Genomic DNA, 22,225 nt, shown 5'->3' with positions numbered 1-22,225 from the left:
ACTGCCGTTCGCCTGGTCCGGTGTCACTGTGCACGCGGCGGGCGGGACCGCGGCCAGGGTACGCACGACCGCGAAAGGCCCCGGCGAGCTCTCGCTGAGCATCGCGGACCACACCGGCGCGCCGATCCTCACGGTGGATTCCCTGGTAGTCAGGGCCGTGGCGAACGAGCTGACGACCCAGAACACCCCGTACACGCTCGACTGGGTGCCGGTGCCGGCGGACGGTCCCGAGCCCGGACGCGTGATCATACTCGACGGCCTGTCCGGGCTGCGCGAGCAGATCGGCGCGGACGTCCCCGACCTGGTGCTCGCCCGGGTGCCGGCCGGTGCGGGACGCACCAGGACGTACGAAGTGCTCGCGCTCGTCCAGGAGTGGCTCGCGGACGAGCGGCTCGACCAGTCCCGGCTGGCGATCGTGACGAGCGGTGCGGTCGGTGACGTACCCGACCTGTCCACCGCGCCCGTCTGGGGCCTGATCCGATCCGCGCAGTCCGAGCACGCCGGCCGGTTCGTCATCCTCGACACCGACGGCCACCCAGACTCGGAGGCCGCCGTGCTCCGCGCCTGCGCGTCCGGAGAGCCGCAACTCGCCCTGCGGCGGGGCGCGATCCACGTGCCCCGGATCGTCCCCGCGATCGGGCCACCCGCGACCGGTCACACGTTCGGAGCCGGCACCGTGCTGCTGACCGGCGGCCTGGGCGGACTCGGTGCCCTGGCCGCACGGCGGCTCGTCACCGAGCACGGCGTATGCCACCTGCTGCTGGCCGGCCGCCGCGGTCCCACGGCCCCAGGAGCCGACGACCTGCTGGCCGAGCTGACCGCGCTCGGCGCGCAGGTCACGATCGCCGCCTGCGACGTGTCGGACCGCGCCCAGCTCGCCGCCCTGCTGACGGCGATCCCCGCCGAACAGCCGCTGACGGGTGTCGTCCACCTGGCGGGCGTGGTCGACGACGGCGCCGTGACCTCGCTGACCCCCGAGCGCATCGACCGCGTCTTCGGGCCGAAGGCGGACGCGGCCTGGCATCTGCACGAGCTCACCAAGGACCTCGGCCTCTCGGCCTTCGTGATGTACTCCTCCATCGCCGGCACGATCGGCAGCGCGGGCCAGGCGAACTACGCGGCCGCGAACACGTACCTCGACGCGCTGGTCCTGCACCGCCGCGCGCAGGGACTGCCCGCCGTCTCCCTGCAGTGGGGACTGTGGGAGGCCGACAGTGGCATGGCCGGCGCGCTGAGCCAGGCCGACGTGGCCAGGCTCGCCAGGACCGGGATCGCGCCGCTCCCCGTGGCGGAGGGCATGTCACTGTTCGACGCGTCGCTCGCGCTCGACCGGGGAGTGCAGATCCTCGCCCGCCTCGACACGGCCGCGCTGCGCCGCCAGGACGAGATCCCCGCCGTCTTCCGCGCGCTGGTCAAGGCCCCGCCGCGGCGGGCCGCCGCCAGACCCGTGCGGGCCACGGCGGACAAGGGCGCGCTGCTGTCACTCATCCGGACGAACGTCGCGCTCGTTACCGGCCACGCCAACGCCGACACCGTGGACATCGGCACCGCGTTCAAGGAGCTCGGCTTCGACTCGCTGAGCTCCGTCGAGCTGCGCAACCGGCTCAACGCCGCCACCGGGCTGCGGCTGCCCGCCACGCTCCTGTTCAACTTCCCCACTCCCGACGAGCTCGCCGCACACCTGTACGCGCAGCTCACCGGTACCTCCGGGGCCGGCCGGGCCACCACTCGCACGGCGACCGCCGACGAGCCCATCGCGATCGTCGGCATGGCCTGCCGCTACCCCGGCGGGGTGGTCTCGCCCGAGGACCTCTGGCAGTTGCTCACGCGGGCCGACGACGCGATCACCACGTTCCCCGACAACCGCGGCTGGGATCTGGAGCGGCTGTACGACCCCGACCCCGCGCACGCCGGGACGAGCTACACCCGCCAGGGCGGGTTCCTGCATGATGCCGACCGCTTCGACCCCGCGCTATTCGGGATCTCGCCGCGCGAGGCCACCGCGATGGACCCGCAGCAGCGGCTGCTGCTGGAAACCTCGTGGGAGGCGATCGAGCGGGCTGGGATCAGCCCGAGGGCGATGCGGGGCAGCCGTACGGGTGTCTTCGCCGGTGTGATGTACCACGACTACGGCACCCGCCTGCCGCACGCGCCCGAGGGCTTCGAAGGGTTCGTGCTCAACGGCAGCGCGGGAAGCATCGCCTCGGGGCGGGTGTCGTACACGTTCGGGCTGGAGGGCCCGGCGGTGACGGTGGATACGGCGTGCTCGTCGTCGCTGGTGGCGCTGCACCTGGCCGCGCAGTCGCTGCGGTCGGGCGAGTGCGACCTGGCGCTGGCCGGCGGCGTGACCGTGATGGCCACGCCCAGCGTCTTCATCGAGTTCTCCCGGCAGCGCGGCCTCGCGCTGGACGGCCGGTGCAAGGCGTTCTCGGCTGCCGCCGACGGCACCGGGTGGGCCGAGGGCGCGGGCATGCTGCTGGTCGAGCGGCTGTCGGACGCGCAGCGCAACGGCCACCAGATCCTCGCGATCGTCCGCGGGACGGCGATCAACCAGGACGGCGCCAGCAACGGGCTCACCGCGCCGAACGGGCCCGCGCAGGAACGGGTGATCCGGCAGGCACTGGCCAACGCCGGGGTGTCGGCCGCCGACGTGGACGTGGTCGAGGCGCACGGCACCGGGACGACGCTCGGGGATCCGATCGAGGCGCAGGCGCTGATCGCGGCCTACGGCCAGGACCGGGACACGCCGCTGTGGCTGGGGTCGCTCAAGTCGAACATCGGCCACACCCAGGCCGCGGCCGGCGTGGGCGGCGTCATCAAGATGGTGATGGCCATGCGGCACGGGCTGCTGCCGCGCACCTTGCATGCGAACGAGCCGTCACCGCACGTGGACTGGTCGGCGGGCGCGGTGGAACTGCTGACCGAGGCGCGGCCGTGGGACCGGGAGGACCGTCCCCGGCGGGCCGGCGTCTCGTCGTTCGGAGTCAGCGGCACCAACGCACATGTGATCATCGAGCAGAGCCCGGCCGCGCCCGCTCTGGACGTGCCGGAGCTTTCTGCCGTGCCGTGGCTGATCTCCGCCAACGACGTCGAGGCGCTGCGGGAGCAGGCCAAGCGGCTCGCGGACTGGGCCGAACAGGACAATCGCCCGCTGGCCGCCGTGGGCAAGGCGCTGGTCTCGGCTCGGGCGGTGCTGGAGCAGCGTGCGGTGGTAGTGGGCGGCTCCAGTGAGGATCTGCTGGCCGGGCTGCGCGCTGTGGCCGACGGCGCGGCCGGCGTGATCATCGGCAGTGGCGCGGGCGGCCAGCTGGCGTTGTTGTTCACGGGTCAGGGCAGTCAGCGGGTGGGCATGGGCCGCGACCTGGCAGAGGCGTTCCCGGTGTTCGCGGAGGCCCTGTCAGAGATCTGCGCGGTGCTGGATCCGTTGCTGCCCTATCCGTTGCGTGAGGTGATGTTCGCCGATTCGGATGGGGTGCTGGATGAGACGGGGATGACGCAGCCGGCGTTGTTCGCGTTCGAGGTGGCGCTGTACCGGCTGCTGGCCTCTTTCGGGGTGCGCGCCGATGTGCTGGTGGGGCACTCGATCGGGGAGATCGCCGCCGCGCATGTGGCGGGGGTGTTCTCGCTCACGGATGCGTGCTCGTTGATCGCGGCGCGGGCCCGGTTGATGCAGGCGCTGCCGTCGGGCGGGGCGATGCTGGCGGTCGCCGCCCCGGAGGCCGACGTGCTGCCGCTCCTCCAGGGCCGGGCCGGGATCGCCGCGGTGAACGGGCCGGCCGCAGTGGTGGTCTCCGGCGAGCAGGACGTGGTGGAGAGGATCGCCGCCCTGCTGGCCGAGCGGAAGGTGCGGACGCGTCGTCTCCGGGTGTCGCATGCGTTCCATTCGCCGTTGATGGAGCCGATGCTGGCCGAGTTCGCTGAGGCGATCTCCGGGCTGACCTTCCACGAGCCCGACATCGCGATCGTCTCCAACGTCACCGGCCGGCTGGCCGAGCCGGGGCAGTTGAGCAGCCCCGGTTACTGGGTGGAGCACGTCCGGCAGGCGGTGCGGTTCGCCGACGGCGTCACCGCCGCGCACGCGGCAGGGGCCACGGTGTTCGCCGAGGTCGGCCCGGACACCACCTTGACGGCTCTGGCCCAGCAGAGCCTCGGCGACGGCGTCTTCGTCCCCACTGTCCGCAAGGATCGCGACGAGGCCCGCACCTTGGTCGAAGCGCTCGGCCATTTCCACACGCACGGCCTGGTCATCGACTGGGACGCCTACTTCGCCGCCATCCCCGCCCAGCACGTCGACCTGCCCACCTACGCCTTCCAGCGTCGGCGCTACTGGATGGACGCCGGCGCCACCACCGGTGACATCGCCTCGGGCGGCGGCTTGGTGGCCGTGGACCACCCGCTGCTCACCGCCATCGTTCCCGCCCCCGGCTCCGACACCCACACGCTCATCGGCCGCCTGTCCCTGGCCGCCCAACCCTGGCTCGCCGACCACGTGGTGGGCGGCCGGGTGGTCGTGCCTGGCGCTGCGCAAGTGGAGCTCGCGGTACGGGCCGGGGACGAGACCGGCTGCCCGGTGCTGGACGAGATCACCCTCCAGAGCCCGATGGTCCTGCCCGCACAGGGCCACCTGCAGCTCCAGGTCGTGGTCGCGGCGGCCGGCGAATCGGGCCGCCGCCAGGTGACGATCTACTCCAGGGACGAGGACGCCGCCGCGTGGAGCCAGAACGCCCAGGGCGTGCTCGCTCAGGCCGCCGCCCTACCCGGCTTCGACCTCGCACAGTGGCCACCGGCCGGCGCGCAGCCTATCGCCGTCGACCACCTCTACGACGATCTTGCCGCGACCGGCATGGAGTACGGCGACACCTTCCAGTGCCTCAGAGCCGCCTGGCGGAAGGACGACGCGGTCTACGCCGAAGTCGCCCTGCCGGAACACGCCCACCCCGACGCCCGGCGGTTCGGGTTGCACCCGGCGCTGCTCGACGCCGCCCTGCACACCATCCCCGTGGCCGGTCTCCTGCCCCAAGCCGAATCCGGCCGGCCGTACATCCCCTTCGCCTGGAACCAGGCGGCGCTGCACGCCGGCGGCGCGACCGCCCTGCGCGTCCGGGTCACCCCCACAGGCAACACCGGCGTCGTCACACTGGCCATGGCGGACACCGCCGGTGCCCCCGTGATGGAGATCGGCTCCCTCACCCTGCGTCCCGCGGCCACCGAGCAGCCGGCCGCCCGTCACAACAACCTGTTCCAGATCGATTGGGTGCCGGCCGGCCGTACGGCCACGAGTGACCTCCCGTACACGCTCTTCGACGTACCCGTGACCGACGCACCCGCCCCAGAGGCGATCAGGCAGGCCACGTACGAGGTCCTGACCGCGGTGCAGGAACTGCTCGCCACCGGGCAGGCCGCTTCGCGGCTGGTTGTGGTCACGCGTGGTGCGGTGGCGGTTGAGCCGGGTGAGACTCCGGATCTGGCGCAGGCGGCGGTGTGGGGTCTGGTGCGGGCGGCGCAGGCTGAGCAGCCGGGCCGGTTCGTGCTCCTGGATCTGGATGCTGCGGCCGTTCTCGCCGACGTGGTCGGTCAGGCACTGGCCACGGGCGAGCCTCAGGTGGCGGTGCGTGCCGGTCAGTTGCGGACGCCCCGGCTCAATCGGGTCACGGTGGTCGAGGGCCGTGGGCCGGTGTTCGGTCCGGATGGGACGGTGCTGGTCACGGGTGGGACGGGTGGGCTGGGTGCGTTGGTGGCCCGGCATCTGGTGACGACTCATGGTGTGCGGCATCTGCTACTGGTCAGCCGGCGTGGCTTGGATGCGCCTGGTGCCGCCGGGTTGGTGGCCGAACTGGCCGAGCATGGTGCCAGCGTGGGCGTCGCCGCCTGTGATGTCGGCGACCGTGACGCCTTGGCGGTGCTGCTCGGCTCGGTCGCCGAGGAGCAGCCACTGATCGGTGTCGTGCACACGGCGGGTGTTCTGGACGACGGCATCATCACCTCCCTCACCCCAGAACGCCTCGACGCGGTCCTGACACCCAAGGCCGATGCCGCTTGGCATCTGCACGAGCTCACGCAAGACCTGGATCTGACCGCGTTCGTGCTGTTCTCCTCCCTCTCCGGGGTGCTGGGCAGCGCGGGCCAGGGCAACTACGCCGCTGCCAACACCTTCCTGGACGCCCTGGCCCAGCGGCGCAGAGCGCAGGGCCTCCCGGTTACCTCGCTGGCCTGGGGACTGTGGGCTTCCGGCGGCATGGCGGGCGAGCTCGGCGACTCCGACCTGCGCCGCCTCGAACGCGGCGGCATCACGCCGCTGCCTGTCGGCGACGGACTGGCCCTGTTCGACATCGCGGTCAACCAGGAACACCCCGTCCTGGTCCCGGCGTCGCTGAGCATGCCCGCGCTGCAGGCCCAGGCCCAGGCGGGCACGCTGCCCCCGGTCCTGCAGGGGCTCGTCCGGGTGCCTGCCCGCCGCACGAGCACAGCCGCCGCGAACCCGGCCGATCTCCTGCAACTCGTACGCGGCCAGGTGGCGGCCGTGCTCGGCTTCTCCAACGCGGATGCCGTGGAGCCGGCCAAGCGATTCCAGGAGCTCGGCTTCGACTCGCTCACCGCGGTGGAGTTCCGCAACCAGCTCAGTACGGCCACGGGCCTGCGGTTGCCGGCGACGCTGGTCTTCGATTGCCCGACCGCTGAGGCGGTGGCGGACTATGTTGCCGCTGAGCTGGCCGGTGGGCAGGTTTCGCAGGCTGTGGTGGCTGCCGCGTCGGTGGTGGACGAGCCGATCGCGATCGTGGGGATGGCGTGCCGGTTCCCGGGGGGTGTGGCGTCGCCGGAGGATCTGTGGGAGCTGGTGGCGCAGGCCCGGGACGCGGTGGGTGAGTTCCCGTCCGATCGTGGTTGGGATCTGGAGAAGTTGTACGACGCGGATCCCGATAATCGGGGGACGTCGTATGCCCGGCATGGCGGGTTCCTGTATGACGCGGGTGACTTCGATCCTGGGTTCTTCGGGATTTCGCCGCGTGAGGCGCTGGCGATGGATCCGCAGCAGCGGTTGCTCCTGGAGTCCTCGTGGGAGGCGATCGAGCGGGCCGGGATCAGTCCTCTCGGGTTGCGGGGCAGCCGTACCGGTGTGTTCGCCGGCGTCATGTACCACGACTACGCCCCTCAGTTGTCTTCCGTGCCAGGTGAGCTGGAAGGACTGATCGGGACTGGTAGCTCCGGGAGCATCGCCTCGGGACGGGTGTCCTACAGCCTGGGTTTGGAGGGCCCGGCGGTCACCGTCGACACGGCCTGCTCGTCGTCCCTGGTTTCGCTCCACCTCGCCGTGCAGGCGTTGCGGTCGGGTGAGTGTGATCTCGCCCTCGCCGGTGGTGTGACGGTGATGGCCACTCCGGGCACGTTCGTGGAGTTCTCGCGGCAGCGGGGGTTGTCGCCGGATGGCCGGTGCAAGGCGTTCTCGGCTTCGGCCGATGGCACCGGCTGGGGTGAGGGCGTTGGCATGTTGCTGGTCGAGCGGTTGTCGGACGCGCGCCGTAACGGTCACCAGGTGCTGGCGGTGGTGCGTGGGTCGGCGGTCAACCAGGACGGTGCGAGCAACGGTCTGACCGCGCCGAACGGGCCGTCGCAGCAGCGGGTGATCCTGCAGGCGCTGGCGAACGCGGGGTTGTCGGCGGCTGATGTGGACGTGGTGGAGGCGCACGGGACTGGGACGACTTTGGGTGATCCGATCGAGGCTCAGGCGCTGCTGGCCACCTACGGCCGGGATCGGGCTGGGGATCGGCCGTTGTGGCTGGGGTCGGTGAAGTCGAACATCGGCCACACGCAGGCCGCGGCCGGTGTGGCCGGCGTGATCAAGATGGTCATGGCCATGCGCAACGGACTGCTGCCCAAGACCCTGCATGCGGATGAGCCGTCGCCGCATGTGGACTGGTCGACGGGTGCGGTGAAGCTGCTGACGGAGCCGGTGTCGTGGCAGGAGAACGGTCGTGCGCTGCGGGCTGCGGTGTCGTCGTTCGGGATCAGTGGCACGAATGCGCATGTCGTGCTGGAGGCGTCTCCGGTCGTGGTCGAGGCTGTGGTTGGTGGCTCGGAGCTGCCGGTGGTGCCGTGGGTGGTCTCGGCGAAGAGTCCGGAGGCGTTGCGGGCGCAGGCCGGCCGGCTGGTGTCGTGGGTGACGGACCAGGTGGAGCTGGCTGATGTGGGCTGGTCGCTGGCGTCCGGCCGGACGGTGCTGGAGCATCGCGCGGTGGTGGTCGGCGGGGATCGTGACGAACTGCTGGCGGGTCTGCGGGTGTTGGCCGATGGGTCGGTGGCGCCGGGTGTGGTCATGGGGAGTGGTTCGGGCGGCAGGCTGGCGTTGTTGTTTACGGGTCAGGGCAGTCAGCGGGTGGGTATGGGCCGGGATCTGGCGGCCGCGTTCCCGGTGTTCGGCGAGGCTCTGGCGGAGATCTGCCAAGCCCTGGACCCCCTGCTGCCGCGTCCGTTGCGTGAGGTGATGTTCGCCGATTCGGATGGGGTGCTGGATGAGACGGGGATGACGCAGCCGGCGTTGTTCGCGTTCGAGGTCGCCCTGTATCGGCTGTTGGCCTCTTTCGGGGTGCGCGCCGATGTGCTGGTGGGGCATTCGATCGGGGAGATCGCCGCGGCGCATGTGGCGGGGGTGTTCTCGCTAGCGGATGCGTGTGCGTTGGTCGCGGCGCGGGCTCGGTTGATGCAGGGGTTGCCGTCGGGTGGGGCGATGCTGGCGGTCGCCGCGCCGGAGGCTGAGGTGGTGCCGCTGCTGGAGGGTCGTGAGGGCCGGGCCGGGATCGCGGCGGTCAACGGGCCGGCCGCGGTGGTGGTCTCCGGTGAGCAGGACGTGGTGGAGGAGATCGCCGCCCTGCTGGCCGAGCGGAAGGTGCGCACCCGCCGCCTCCGGGTGTCGCATGCGTTTCATTCGCCGTTGATGGAGCCGATGCTGGCCGAGTTCGCTGAGGCGATCGCGGGTCTGACCTTCCACGAGCCGGACATGGCGATCGTGTCCAACGTGAGCGGTCGTGTGGCTGAGCCGGGCCTGTTGAGTAACGCCGGTTACTGGGTGGAGCACGTCCGGCAGGCAGTGCGGTTCGCCGATGGCATCGCGGCCACCGGTGCGGCGGTGTTCCTTGAGGTCGGACCGGATGGCGTCCTGACCGGGCTGGCGCAGCAGAGCCTCGACAGCGGTGTGTTCGTTCCTGCTGTTCGTAAGGGCCGTGAAGAGGTCCGCACGGTGGTGGAGGCGCTAGCGCTGTTGCACTCCCATGGCGGGGCGGTGGATTGGGAGGCGTTCTTCGCTCCGGCGTCTCCGCGGCGGGTGGAGTTGCCGACGTATGCGTTCCAGCACCAGCGTTACTGGATGTCCGCGCGGGTTGATGACGGGGATGTGGCGGCGGCTGGGCTGGAGGCCCTCGACCATCCGTTGCTGCGTGCCGTCGTTCCGGCACCGGATGGTGCCCATGTCTCCTTCACCGGGCGGTTGTCGGCGTCGGCGCAGCCGTGGCTGGTCGATCACGTGGTGAACGGGCGGGTGGTTGTTCCGGGTGCGGCGTTGGTGGAGTTGGCGCTGCGGGCGGGGCAGGAGATCGGTTGTCCGGGTGTGGGGGAGCTGACGCTTCAGGCGCCGTTGGTGGTTCCGGATGAGGGTGGCCTGCAGGTGCAGTTGATGGCCGGCGCCCCCGACCACAGCGGCGCGCGGCCGATCAGCCTGCACTCGCGCACCCCGCAGAGCGAGGAGTGGGTACAGCACGCTCAGGGCCTGCTCACCCCCGAGGTGCCCGCGCCGGTGTTCGACCTGACCGTCTGGCCGCCGCCCGGGGCCCGGCAGATCGCCGTCGAGGGCCTGTATGAGGAGATGGCCGCGATCGGGCTGGACTACGGACCGGTGTTCCAGGGGCTGGTGGGGGCGTGGGGTTGGCCGGGTGAGGTGTTCGCCGAGGTGGTGTTGCCGGATGAGGCGCATGCCGAGGCGGGCCGGTTCGGGTTGCATCCGGCGTTGCTGGATGCGTGTCTGCATGCGAGTGCTCTGGGTGATCTGTTGCCGGCGCCCGAGCCTGGCCGGCCGTATCTGCCCTTCGCCTGGTCTGGGGTGAGGCTGCACGCCAGTGCGGCCACCAGCCTCCGCGTTAAGATCACGGCCAGCAGCGCCGGTATCGGCAACGCTGCTGGCGCCGCCGGCATTGCCTTGACCATCGCCGATGAGACCGGTGCGCCTGTGGCCCAGGTCGACGCGCTTACCGTGCGGCCTCTGTCGGCTCAGTTGACGGCCAGCGGTATCCAGGGTTCGCTGCATCAGCTCGACTGGGCCGTCGTCTCCGCTACGTCCACGCCGGACGCGTCCCGCTGGGTCATGCTGGATACCGGGACGGAAGCACTGGCCTCACTCGACGTCGAGAATCTGCCTGAGGCAATCCTCGTCACCTGCCCGGCCGACGGTCATGAACCACACGCCGCCGCACATGCGGTGCTCGGGTTGATCCAGGAGTGGCTGGCCGATGAGCGGTTGGCGGCGGCGCGGCTGGTCGTGGTCACGCGTGGTGCGGTGGCGGTTGAGCCGGGTGAGACTCCGGATCTGGCGCAGGCGGCGGTGTGGGGTCTGGTGCGGGCGGCGCAGGCTGAGCAGCCGGGCCGGTTCGTGCTGCTGGATCTGGATGCTGCCGGTGTTCTTGCCGACGTGGTCGGTCAGGCACTGGCCACGGGCGAGCCTCAGGTGGCGGTGCGGGCCGGTCAATTGCGGACGCCGCAGCTCAGCCCTGCCGCGGTGGTCGGGGGCCAGCCCGTTGAGGGCCGCGGGCCGGTGTTCGGTCCGGGTGGGACGGTGCTGGTCACGGGTGGGACGGGTGGGCTGGGTGCGTTGGTGGCCCGGCATCTGGTGACCGTGCATGGTGTCCGTCATCTGCTGCTGGTCAGCCGGCGTGGCCTGGAGGCGCCTGGTGCTGCCGGGTTGGTGGCCGAGTTGGCCGAGTTGGGTGCCGGGGTGAGTGTGGCCGCCTGTGATGTGGGTGATCGTGACGCGTTGGCTGCGCTGATCGGCTCGGTCGCGGAGGAGCATCCGCTGGCGGGTGTGGTGCATACGGCGGGTGTTTTGGACGACGCTCTCGTCACCTCCCTGACTGGTGAGCGGTTGGACGCGGTTCTGCGGCCCAAGGCGGATGCGGCGTGGCATTTGCATGAGCTCACGCAGCATCTGGATCTGTCGGCGTTCGTGTTGTTCTCCTCGGTGGCCGGGGTGCTGGGCAGTGCGGGTCAGGGCAACTATGCGGCGGCCAATGCCTATCTGGATGCGCTGGCCCAGTACCGCGTGGTGCGCGGGTTGCCGGGCACGTCGCTGGCGTGGGGGCTGTGGGCTTCCGGTGGTATGGCGGGTGAGCTCGGTGATTCTGATCTGCGCCGTATGGAGCGGGCCGGGGTGCGGCCGTTGTCGGTTGAGGATGGGCTGGCGTTGTTCGATACCGCGGTATCGTCCGGCCGGGCGTTGTTGGTTCCCGCGCGATTCGTTCGGGCCCGCGCTACCGGGCGCGGTGCGGTGCGTCGTGCCGGCACGGCCAACGGGCTCACGAAGCGGCTCGCCGGGCTCGACATGGACGAACGCCAGTCGCTGCTGTCGGACCTGGTCCGCGGCCAGGTGGCGGTGGTTCTCGGGTTCGCCGACGGATCAGCGGTCGATCCGCAACGCCAGTTCCAGGACCTCGGGTTCGACTCCCTCTCGGCGGTGGAGTTCCGGAACCTGCTGAACGCGGTTACGGGGCTGCGGTTGCCCGCCACCCTCGTTTTCGATTATCCGACTGCTGAGGCGGTGGCCGGCTATCTGGCGGGTGAGCTGGCGGGCGGGCATGCCGAACGGGCGGTTGTGACTGCCACCTCGGTGGTGGATGAGCCGATCGCGATCGTGGGGATGGCGTGCCGGTATCCGGGTGGGGTGACCTCGCCGGAGGATCTGTGGGATCTGGTGGTGGCCGGGACGGATGCGGTGGGGGAGTTCCCGGCCGATCGTGGTTGGGATGTCGAGGGGGTGTATGCGCCGGAGCCGGGGGTGGCGGGCAAGACGTACACACGTGTCGGCGGGTTCTTGTATGACGCGGCGGACTTCGATCCTGGGTTCTTCGGGATCTCGCCGCGTGAGGCGGCCGGGATGGATCCGCAGCAGCGGTTGTTGCTGGAGGCTTCGTGGGAGGCGATCGAGCGGGCCGGGATCAAGGTCACCGCGCTGCGGGGCAGCCGTACGGGTGTGTTCGCCGGGGTGATGTATCACGACTACGGGTTGGGGACGCCGGCTTCCACCAGCGGCGGGAGCCTGGTGTCTGGCCGGGTGTCCTACAGCCTGGGCTTGGAGGGCCCGGCGGTCACGGTCGACACGGCGTGTTCCTCCTCGTTGGTGGCGCTGCATTGGGCGGCGCAGGCACTGCGGTCGGGCGAATGCGATCTCGCGCTCGCCGGCGGTGTGACGGTGATGTCGACGCCGGGGATGTTCATCGAGTTCTCGCGGCAGCGTGGGATGGCGCCGGACGGCCGGTGCAAGGCGTTCTCGGCTTCGGCCGATGGCACGGGCTGGGGTGAGGGCGTCGGCATGTTGCTGGTGGAGCGGTTGTCGGACGCGCGCCGCAACGGTCATCAGGTGCTGGCCGTGCTGCGGGGCAGCGCGATCAATCAGGACGGGGCCAGTAACGGTCTGACGGCGCCGAACGGGCCGTCGCAGCAGCGGGTGATCCTGCAGGCGCTGGCCAACGCGGGCCTGTCGGCGGCTGATGTGGACGTGGTGGAGGCGCACGGGACTGGGACGACTTTGGGTGATCCGATCGAGGCTCAGGCCATCCTGGCGACCTATGGTCAGGGCCGGGCGGTGGATCGGCCGTTGTGGCTGGGCACGGTGAAGTCGAACTTTGGTCATACGCAGGCGGCTGCGGGTGTGGCTGGTGTGATCAAGATGGTGATGGCCATGCGCAACGGGCTGTTGCCCAGGACGCTGCATGTGGATGAGCCGTCGCCGCATGTGGACTGGTCGGCTGGCGCGGTCGAGTTGCTGACCGAGGCTCGTTCGTGGGGTGAGCTGGATCGGCCGCGGCGGGCTGCGGTGTCGTCGTTCGGGATCAGTGGCACGAATGCGCATGTCGTGCTGGAGGCGTCTCCGGTCGTGGTCGAGGCTGTGGTTGGTGGCTCGGAGCTGCCGGTGGTGCCGTGGGTGGTTTCGGCGAAGAGTCCGGAGGCGTTGCGGGCGCAGGCCGGCCGGCTGGTGTCGTGGGTGACGGACCAGGTGGAGCTGGCTGATGTGGGCTGGTCGCTGGCGACGGGCCGGACGGTGCTGGAGCATCGCGCTGCCGTGGTCGGCGGGGATCGTGACGAACTGCTGGCGGGTCTGCGGGCGTTGGCCGACGGGTCGGACGCACCCGGTGTGGTCACGGGGAGCGGTTCGGGCGGCAGGCTGGCGTTGTTGTTCACGGGTCAGGGCAGTCAGCGGGTGGGCATGGGCCGCGACCTGGCAGAGGCGTTCCCGGTGTTCGCTGAGGTCCTGTCAGAGATCTGCGCGGTGCTGGATCCGTTGCTGCCCTATCCGTTGCGTGAGGTGATGTTCGCGGATGCGGATGGGGTGCTGGATGAGACGGGGATGACGCAGCCGGCGTTGTTCGCGTTTGAGGTGGCGCTGTATCGGCTCTTGTCCTCACTGGGCGTCGCCCCCGATGTGCTGGTGGGGCATTCGGTCGGGGAGATCGCCGCGGCGCATGTGGCGGGGGTGTTCTCGCTAGCGGATGCGTGTGCGTTGGTCGCGGCGCGGGCTCGGTTGATGCAGGGGTTGCCGTCGGGTGGGGCGATGCTGGCGGTCGCCGCGCCGGAGGGCGAGGTGGTGCCGCTGCTGGAGGGTCGTGAGGGCCGGGCCGGGATCGCGGCGGTCAACGGGCCGGCCGCGGTGGTGGTCTCCGGTGAGCAGGACGTGGTGGAGGAGATCGCCGCCCTGCTGGCTGAGCGGGGGGTGCGGACGCGCCGCCTCCGGGTGTCGCATGCGTTCCATTCGCCGTTGATGGAGCCGATGCTGGCCGAGTTCGCTGAGGCGATCGCGGGTCTGACCTTCCACGAGCCGGACATGGCGATCGTGTCCAACGTGAGCGGTCGTGTGGCTGAGCCGGGCCTGTTGAGTAACGCCGGTTACTGGGTGGATCACGTGCGGGAGGCGGTGCGGTTCGCCGATGGCATCGCCGCCACGGGTGCGGCGGTGTTCCTTGAGGTCGGACCGGATGGTGTCCTGACGGGGCTGGCGCAGCAGAGTCTCGACAGCGGTGTGTTCGTTCCTGCTGTTCGTAAGGGCCGTGATGAGGTTCGCACGGTGGTGGAGGCGCTGGGGCTGTTGCACTCCCGTGGTGGGGTGGTGGATTGGGAGGCGTTCTTCGCTCCGGCGTTGCCGCGGCGGGTGGAGTTGCCGACGTATGCGTTCCAGCATCAGCGTTACTGGATCTCGTCGCGTACCGGAGCCGGGGACATGGCTAGTGCCGGGCTAGCGGGTGTCGATCACCCGCTGCTCGGCGCGGTGACCGAACTGGCCGGCAGCGAGTCCGTGGTCTTCAGCGGCCACCTGTCGTTGTCGGCGCAGCCGTGGCTGGCTGATCACGTGGTGAACGGGCGGGTGGTTGTTCCGGGTGCGGCGTTGGTGGAGTTGGCGCTGCGGGCGGGGCAGGAGATCGGTTGCCCGGGTGTGGGGGAGCTGACGCTTCAGGCGCCGTTGGTGGTGCCGGATGAGGGTGGTCTGCAGGTGCAGTTGATGGCCGGCGCCCCCGACCACAGCGGCGCGCGGCCGATCAGCCTGCACTCGCGCGTCGCTGAGAGCGAGGAGTGGGTACAGCACGCCGAGGGCCTGCTCACCGCTGAGGAGGCCGGGCAGGCTCAAATCCTGCTCGGCTCTGAGGCGCCGGTGTCCGAGCTGGTGGTGTGGCCGCCGCAGGGTGCCCGGCCGATCGCGGTCGAGGGCCTGTATGAGGAGATGGCCGCGATCGGGCTGGACTACGGCCCCATCTTCCAGGGCCTGGTGGGGGCGTGGGGTTGGCCGGGTGAGGTGTTCGCCGAGGTGGTGTTGCCGGATGAGGCGCATGCCGAGGCGGGCCGGTTCGGGTTGCATCCGGCGTTGCTGGATGCGTGTCTGCATGCGAGTGCTCTGGGTGATCTGTTGCCGGCGCCCGAGCCTGGCCGGCCGTATCTGCCCTTCGCCTGGTCTGGGGTGAGGCTGCACGCCAGTGCGGCCACCAGCCTCCGCGTTAAGATCACGGCCAGCAGCGCCGGTATCGGCAACGCTGCTGGCGCCGCCGGCATTGCCTTGACCATCGCCGATGAGACCGGTGCGCCTGTGGCCCAGGTCGACGCGCTTACCGTGCGGCCTCTGTCGGCTCAGTTGACGGCCAGCGGTATCCAGGGTTCGCTGCATCAGCTCGACTGGGCCGTCGTCTCCGCTACGTCCACGCCGGACGCGTCCCGCTGGGTCATGCTGGATACCGGGACGGAAGCACTGGCCTCACTCGACGTCGAGAATCTGCCTGAGGCAATCCTCGTCACCTGCCCGGCCGACGGTCATGAACCACACGCCGCCGCACATGCGGTGCTCGGGTTGATCCAGGAGTGGCTGGCCGATGAGCGGTTGGCGGCGGCGCGGCTGGTCGTGGTCACGCGTGGTGCGGTGGCGGTTGAGCCGGGTGAGACTCCGGATCTGGCGCAGGCGGCGGTGTGGGGTCTGGTGCGGGCGGCGCAGGCTGAGCAGCCGGGCCGGTTCGTGCTGCTGGATCTGGATGCTGCCGGTGTTCTTGCCGACGTGGTCGGTCAGGCACTGGCCACGGGCGAGCCTCAGGTGGCGGTGCGGGCCGGTCAATTGCGGACGCCGCAGCTCAGCCCTGCCGCGGTGGTCGGGGGCCAGCCCGTTGAGGGCCGCGGGCCGGTGTTCGGTCCGGGTGGGACGGTGCTGGTCACGGGTGGGACGGGTGGGCTGGGTGCGTTGGTGGCCCGGCATCTGGTGACCGTGCATGGTGTCCGTCATCTGCTGCTGGTCAGCCGGCGTGGCCTGGAGGCGCCTGGTGCTGCCGGGTTGGTGGCCGAGTTGGCCGAGTTGGGTGCCGGGGTGAGTGTGGCCGCCTGTGATGTGGGTGATCGTGACGCGTTGGCTGCGCTGATCGGCTCGGTCGCGGAGGAGCATCCGCTGGCGGGTGTGGTGCATACGGCGGGTGTTTTGGACGACGCTCTCGTCACCTCCCTGACTGGTGAGCGGTTGGACGCGGTTCTGCGGCCCAAGGCGGATGCGGCGTGGCATTTGCATGAGCTCACGCAGCATCTGGATCTGTCGGCGTTCGTGTTGTTCTCCTCGGTGGCCGGGGTGCTGGGCAGTGCGGGTCAGGGCAACTATGCGGCGGCCAATGCCTATCTGGATGCGCTGGCCCAGTACCGCGTGGTGCGCGGGTTGCCGGGCACGTCGCTGGCGTGGGGGCTGTGGGCTTCCGGTGGTATGGCGGGTGAGCTCGGTGATTCTGATCTGCGCCGTATGGAGCGGGCCGGGGTGCGGCCGTTGTCGGTTGAGGATGGGCTGGCGTTGTTCGATACCGCGGTATCGTCCGGCCGGGCGTTGTTGGTTCCCGCGCGATTCGTTCGGGCCCGCGCTACCGGGCGCGGTGCGGTGCGTCGTGCTGGCACGGCCAACGGGCTCACGAAGCGGCTCGCCGGACTTGAGGCGGCTCAGCGGCGTCCGATTCTGCTGGATCTGGTACGGCGGGAAGTCGCCGGCGTACTGGCGTACCCCTCGGTGGATTCGGTGCAGCCAGATCGCACCTTCCAGGAGCTGGGCTTCGATTCCCTGGCCGCGGTGGAGTTCCGCAACCAGCTCAGTACGGCCACGGGCCTGCGGTTGCCGGCGACGCTGGTCTTCGATTGCCCGACCGCTGAGGCGGTGGCGGACTATGTTGCCGCTGAGCTGGCCGGTGGGCAGGTTTCGCAGGCTGTGGTGGCTGCCGCGTCGGTGGTGGATGAGCCGATCGCGATCGTGGGGATGGCGTGCCGGTTCCCGGGGGGTGTGGCGTCGCCGGAGGATCTGTGGGAGCTGGTGGCGCAGGCCCGGGACGCGGTGGGTGAGTTCCCGTCCGATCGTGGTTGGGATCTGGAGAAGTTGTACGACGCGGATCCCGATAATCGGGGGACGTCGTATGCCCGGCATGGCGGGTTCCTGTATGACGCGGGTGACTTCGATCCTGGGTTCTTCGGGATCTCGCCGCGCGAGGCCACCGCGATGGACCCGCAACAGCGGCTCCTACTGGAAACCTCGTGGGAGGCGATCGAACGGGCCGGGATCAGCCACACCACGCTGCGCGGCAGCCGTACGGGTGTATTCGCCGGCGTCATGTACCACGACTACGGGACCCGGCTCTCGGCTGTGCCGGGTGAGCTGGAAGGGCTGATCGGGACCGGCAATGCCGGAAGCGTCGCGTCCGGTCGGCTGTCATACACGTTGGGGCTCGAAGGTCCCGCCGTCACCGTGGACACGGCCTGCTCGTCGTCGCTGGTGGCGCTGCACTGGGCGGCGCAGGCGTTGCGGTCGGGCGAGTGCGATCTCGCCCTCGCGGGTGGTGTGACGGTGATGGCCACTCCGGGCACGTTCGTGGAGTTCTCGCGGCAGCGCGGGTTGTCACCTGATGGCCGGTGCAAGGCGTTCTCGGCTTCGGCCGACGGCACCGGCTGGGGCGAGGGCGTCGGGATGCTGCTGGTCGAGCGGTTGTCAGATGCCCGGCGCAATGGGCATGAGATTCTCGCGGTGCTGCGCGGCAGTGCCGTCAATCAGGACGGCGCCAGCAACGGCCTGACCGCGCCGAACGGTCCTTCCCAGCAGCGGGTGATCCTGCAGGCGCTGGCGAACGCCGGGTTGTCCACCATGGACGTCGACGCGGTGGAGGCGCACGGCACCGGGACCACGCTGGGTGACCCGATCGAAGCCCAGGCCCTACTGGCCACCTACGGTCGAGACCGGGCGGAGGATCGGCCGTTGTGGCTGGGGTCGGTGAAGTCGAACCTCGGTCATACGCAGGCGGCTGCGGGTGTGGCCGGTGTGATCAAGATGGTGATGGCGTTGCGGCATGGTGTGTTGCCGCAGACGCTGCATGCGGATGAGCCGTCGCCGCACGTGGACTGGTCGGCGGGTGCGGTGAAGTTGCTGACCGAGCCGGTGTCGTGGCAGGAGAACGGTCGTGCACGGCGGGCTGCGGTGTCGTCGTTCGGGATCAGTGGCACGAATGCGCATGTGATCCTCGAACAGGGTCCGGTGGTGGAGCCCGGGGTGGTCGCGGCGGGGTTGCCGATGGTGCCGTGGGCGGTTTCGGCGAAGAGTCCGGAGGCGTTGCGGGCGCAGGCCGCTCGGCTGGTGTCGTGGGTGACGGACCAGGTGGAGCTGGCTGATGTGGGCTGGTCGCTGGCGACGGGCCGGACGGTGCTGGAGCATCGCGCTGCCGTGGTCGGCGGGGATCGTGACGAACTGCTGGCCGGGCTGCGGGCGTTGGCCGACGGCTCCGTATCACCGGGCTTGGTCACGGGGAGTGGATCGGGTGGCAAGCTGGCGTTGTTGTTCACCGGTCAGGGCAGTCAGCGGGTGGGCATGGGCCGCGACCTGGCAGAGGCGTTCCCGGTGTTCGCGGAGGCCCTGTCAGAGATCTGCGCGGTGCTGGATCCGTTGCTGCCCTATCCGTTGCGTGAGGTGATGTTCGCCGATTCGGATGGGGTGCTGGATGAGACGGGGATGACGCAGCCGGCGTTGTTCGCGTTCGAGGTGGCGCTGTATCGGCTCTTGTCCTCACTGGGCGTCGCCCCCGATGTGTTGGTGGGGCATTCGGTCGGGGAGATCGCGGCGGCGCATGTGGCCGGGGTGTTCTCGCTGGCCGATGCGTGCACGTTGATCGCGGCCAGGGCGCGGTTGATGCAGGCGCTCCCATCGGGTGGGGCGATGCTGGCGGTCGCCGCCCCGGAGTCCGAGGTGTTGCCGCTTCTGCAGGGCACGACTGGGATCGCGGCGGTGAACGGGCCGTCCGCGGTGGTGGTCTCGGGTGCGGAAGAGGCGGTCGAGGAGATCGCGAGTGTGCTGGCCGAGCGAAAGGTACGCACCAGCCGTCTTCGGGTGTCGCATGCGTTCCATTCGCCGTTGATGGAGCCGATGCTGGCCGAGTTCGCCGAGGCCATTTCCGGTCTGACGTTCAGGGACCCGGTCATTCCGATCGTCTCCAACGTGACCGGGCAACTCGCCGAGCCGGGGCAGTTGAGCGATCCGTCCTACTGGGCGGATCACGTACGGCAGGCAGTGCGGTTCGCCGACGGCATCGCCGCCACGGGCGCGTCGGTGTTCCTCGAGGTTGGCCCGGACGGCGTCCTGACCGGACTGGCACAGCAAAGCCTTGACGACGCGGTGTTCGTCCCGGTCGTACGTAAGGACCGAGAAGAGGTCCGCACGGTGGTGGAGGCGCTAGCGCTGTTGCACTCCCATGGCGGGGCGGTGGATTGGGAGGCGTTCTTCGCTCCGGCCTTGCCCCGACGGGTGGAGTTGCCGACGTATGCGTTCCAGCATCAGCGTTACTGGATCTCGTCGCGTACCGGAGCCGGGGACATGGCTAGTGCCGGGCTAGCGGGTGTCGATCACCCGCTGCTCGGCGCGGTGACCGAACTGGCCGGCAGCGAGTCCGTGGTCTTCAGCGGCCACCTGTCGTTGTCGGCGCAGCCGTGGCTGGCTGATCACGTGGTGAACGGGCGGGTGGTCGTTCCGGGTGCGGCGTTGGTGGAGTTGGCGCTGCGGGCGGGGCAGGAGATCGGTTGTCCGGGTGTGGGGGAGCTGACGCTTCAGGCGCCGTTGGTGGTGCCGGATGAGGGTGGTCTGCAGGTGCAGTTGGTGGCCGGCGGCCCCGACCACGGTGGTGCGCGGCCGATCAGCCTGTACTCGCGTACTCCGCAGGGCGAGGAGTGGGTGCAGCATGCTCAGGGCCTGCTCACCCCCGAGGTGCCCGCGCCGGTATTCGACCTGGCGGCATGGCCCCCGCCCACCGCCCGGCCGATCGCGGTCGAGGGCCTGTATGAGGAGATGGCCGGGATCGGGCTGGACTACGGACCGGTGTTCCAGGGGCTGGTGGCGGCGTGGGGCCGGCCGGGTGAGGTGTTCGCCGAGGTCGTGTTGCCGGATGAGGCGCATGCCGAGGCGGGCCGGTTCGGGTTGCATCCGGCGTTGCTGGATGCGTGTCTGCATGCGAGTGCTCTGGGTGATCTGTTGCCGGCCCCGGAGCCTGGCCGGCCGTATCTGCCTTTCGCCTGGTCTGGGGTGAGGCTGCACGCCAGTGCGGCCACCAGCTTGCGGATCAAAGTCAGCCAGGCGGCGGGCGGTGTCACGCTGGCCGTCGCCGATGAGGTCGGCGCGCCCGTGGCCCAGATCGACACTCTCACCCTCCGCCCCCTCTCCACCACGGGGCCGGCCACCGGGCAAGGCCAGATCCGCCAACTCGAGTGGACCGCCGTTCCCGGCGAACCCGTGGCCCAGGCCCCACGTTGGGCGGTCATCTCCGAGCGCGACGACGCGCTCGGCGCCGAGACCCATCCCGGCCTGGACCACCTGGCCGAGGCGGGACCGGTTCCCGAGCAGGTCCTGGCGATCATTGAGCCAGGCACGAACCAGGCCACCCACCACGTGCTGAAACTGGTGCAGGAGTGGCTGGCCGACGACCGATACGCGGCGTCAAGGCTGGTCGTGGTCACCCGTGGTGCGGTGGCGACCGGCCCCGGCCAGGCTCCAGACCCGGACCAGGCCGCAGTGTGGGGCCTGGTACGTGCCGCGCAGGCCGAGCAGCCCGGCCGGCTCACATTGCTGGACCTCGACGGGGACGACTCCTCGGCGAAGGCGGTCGAGCGGGCACTGGCCAGCGGTGAAGAGCAGCTGGCGATCAGAGACGGCGAAGTGTGGACGCCGCGCCTCGTGAGGGCCACCGGCCTGGACGAGGGACCGAAGCCGGAGTTCGGTGAGCAGGCCACGGTGCTGGTCACCGGTGGCACCGGCGGGCTGGGCGGGCTGGTGGCCAGGCATCTGGTCACCGCCTACCAGGTGCGGCACCTGGTGCTGGTCAGCCGGCGCGGCATCACGGCGCCCGGCGCCGCCGAACTGGTGGCCGAGCTGTCGGAGCTCGGCGCCCAGGTGAACGTCGCCGCGTGCGATGTGGGTGATCGCGACGCGCTCGCCGATGTGATCGCGGGCATACCGAAGGACCGCCCGCTCGCTGGAGTGGTGCACACGGCCGGCGTGCTGGACGACGGCGTCATCACCGCCCTCACTCCGGACCGCCTCGACAGCGTGCTGCGGCCCAAGGCCGAGGCCGCGCGGCACCTGCACGAGCTCACACAGGACCTGGACCTGACCGCTTTCGTGTTGTTCTCCTCGCTGGCCGGCGTGCTGGGCAGTCCAGGTCAGGCCAACTACGCGGCCGCCAACGCGTACCTGGACGCCCTGGCCCAGCAGCGCAGGGCGCAGGGACGTACGGCGATCTCGCTGGCCTGGGGCCTGTGGGAGGACGGTGGGATGGCCGAGCTGGACGAGACCGCCCTGCGGCGGCTGGCCCGCTCGGGTGTGGTGCCGCTGTCGAACGAGGACGGCCTGGCCCTGTTCGACACCGCGCTCCAGAGTGACCGTGCGGTCCTGGTTCCCGCGCGGTTCACCCGGAGCAACGCTAGGACCCCGCTCCGGCGGGCCGGGACGGCAGTCGGGCTCGCCAGCCGGCTGGCCGGGCTGGAGCCGGCCGAACGCGGGCCGGTGCTGTCCGACCTCGTACGCGAGCAGGCCGCCACCGTGCTCGGTTTCCCCGACGGATCGGCCATCGACCCCCAGCGCCAGTTCCAGGAGCTCGGCTTCGACTCGCTCACCGCGGTCGAGCTGCGGAACCGGCTCACCGTGGTCACCGGCCTGCGCCTGCCGGCCACGATGGTCTTCGACTACCCGACCCCCCATGCCCTCACCGGCCTGGTGCTGGAGCAGCTCTTCCCCAGCGAGGCGACCGGCAGCGGCGTGCCGCGCAGCGACACCGACGTACGGCAGCTCCTGACGACCATCCCGATCTCCCGGCTGCGCGAGGCCGGGCTGCTGGACAGCCTGTTCCGCCTGGCCGGCACCGAGGAGCCGGAGACGAACGGCAGCGCCCAGGCCATCGACAGCATGGACGCCGATCTCCTGATTCAGCTCGCCCTCGACGGCGGGAACTCCTAA

Annotated in this window: 1 protein-coding gene (cut by a window edge); it reads left to right on the top strand. The window is 70.5% G+C overall.

Annotated elements, in window-relative coordinates; all coding sequences use genetic code 11:
* Nucleotides 1-22,225: the 3' portion of an SDR family NAD(P)-dependent oxidoreductase gene (locus OHA25_RS57000; RefSeq protein WP_327585119.1), read on the top strand. The gene continues 10,613 nt to the left of window position 1, outside the view; the window shows 22,225 of its 32,838 coding nt (coding positions 10,614-32,838); the start codon falls outside the window, past its left edge; its stop codon occupies nt 22,223-22,225.

Origin of the sequence: Nonomuraea sp. NBC_00507, assembly GCF_036013525.1 — a bacterium.
Lineage (GTDB): Bacteria > Actinomycetota > Actinomycetes > Streptosporangiales > Streptosporangiaceae > Nonomuraea.
This window is presented reverse-complemented; position numbering and strand designations above follow the sequence as displayed.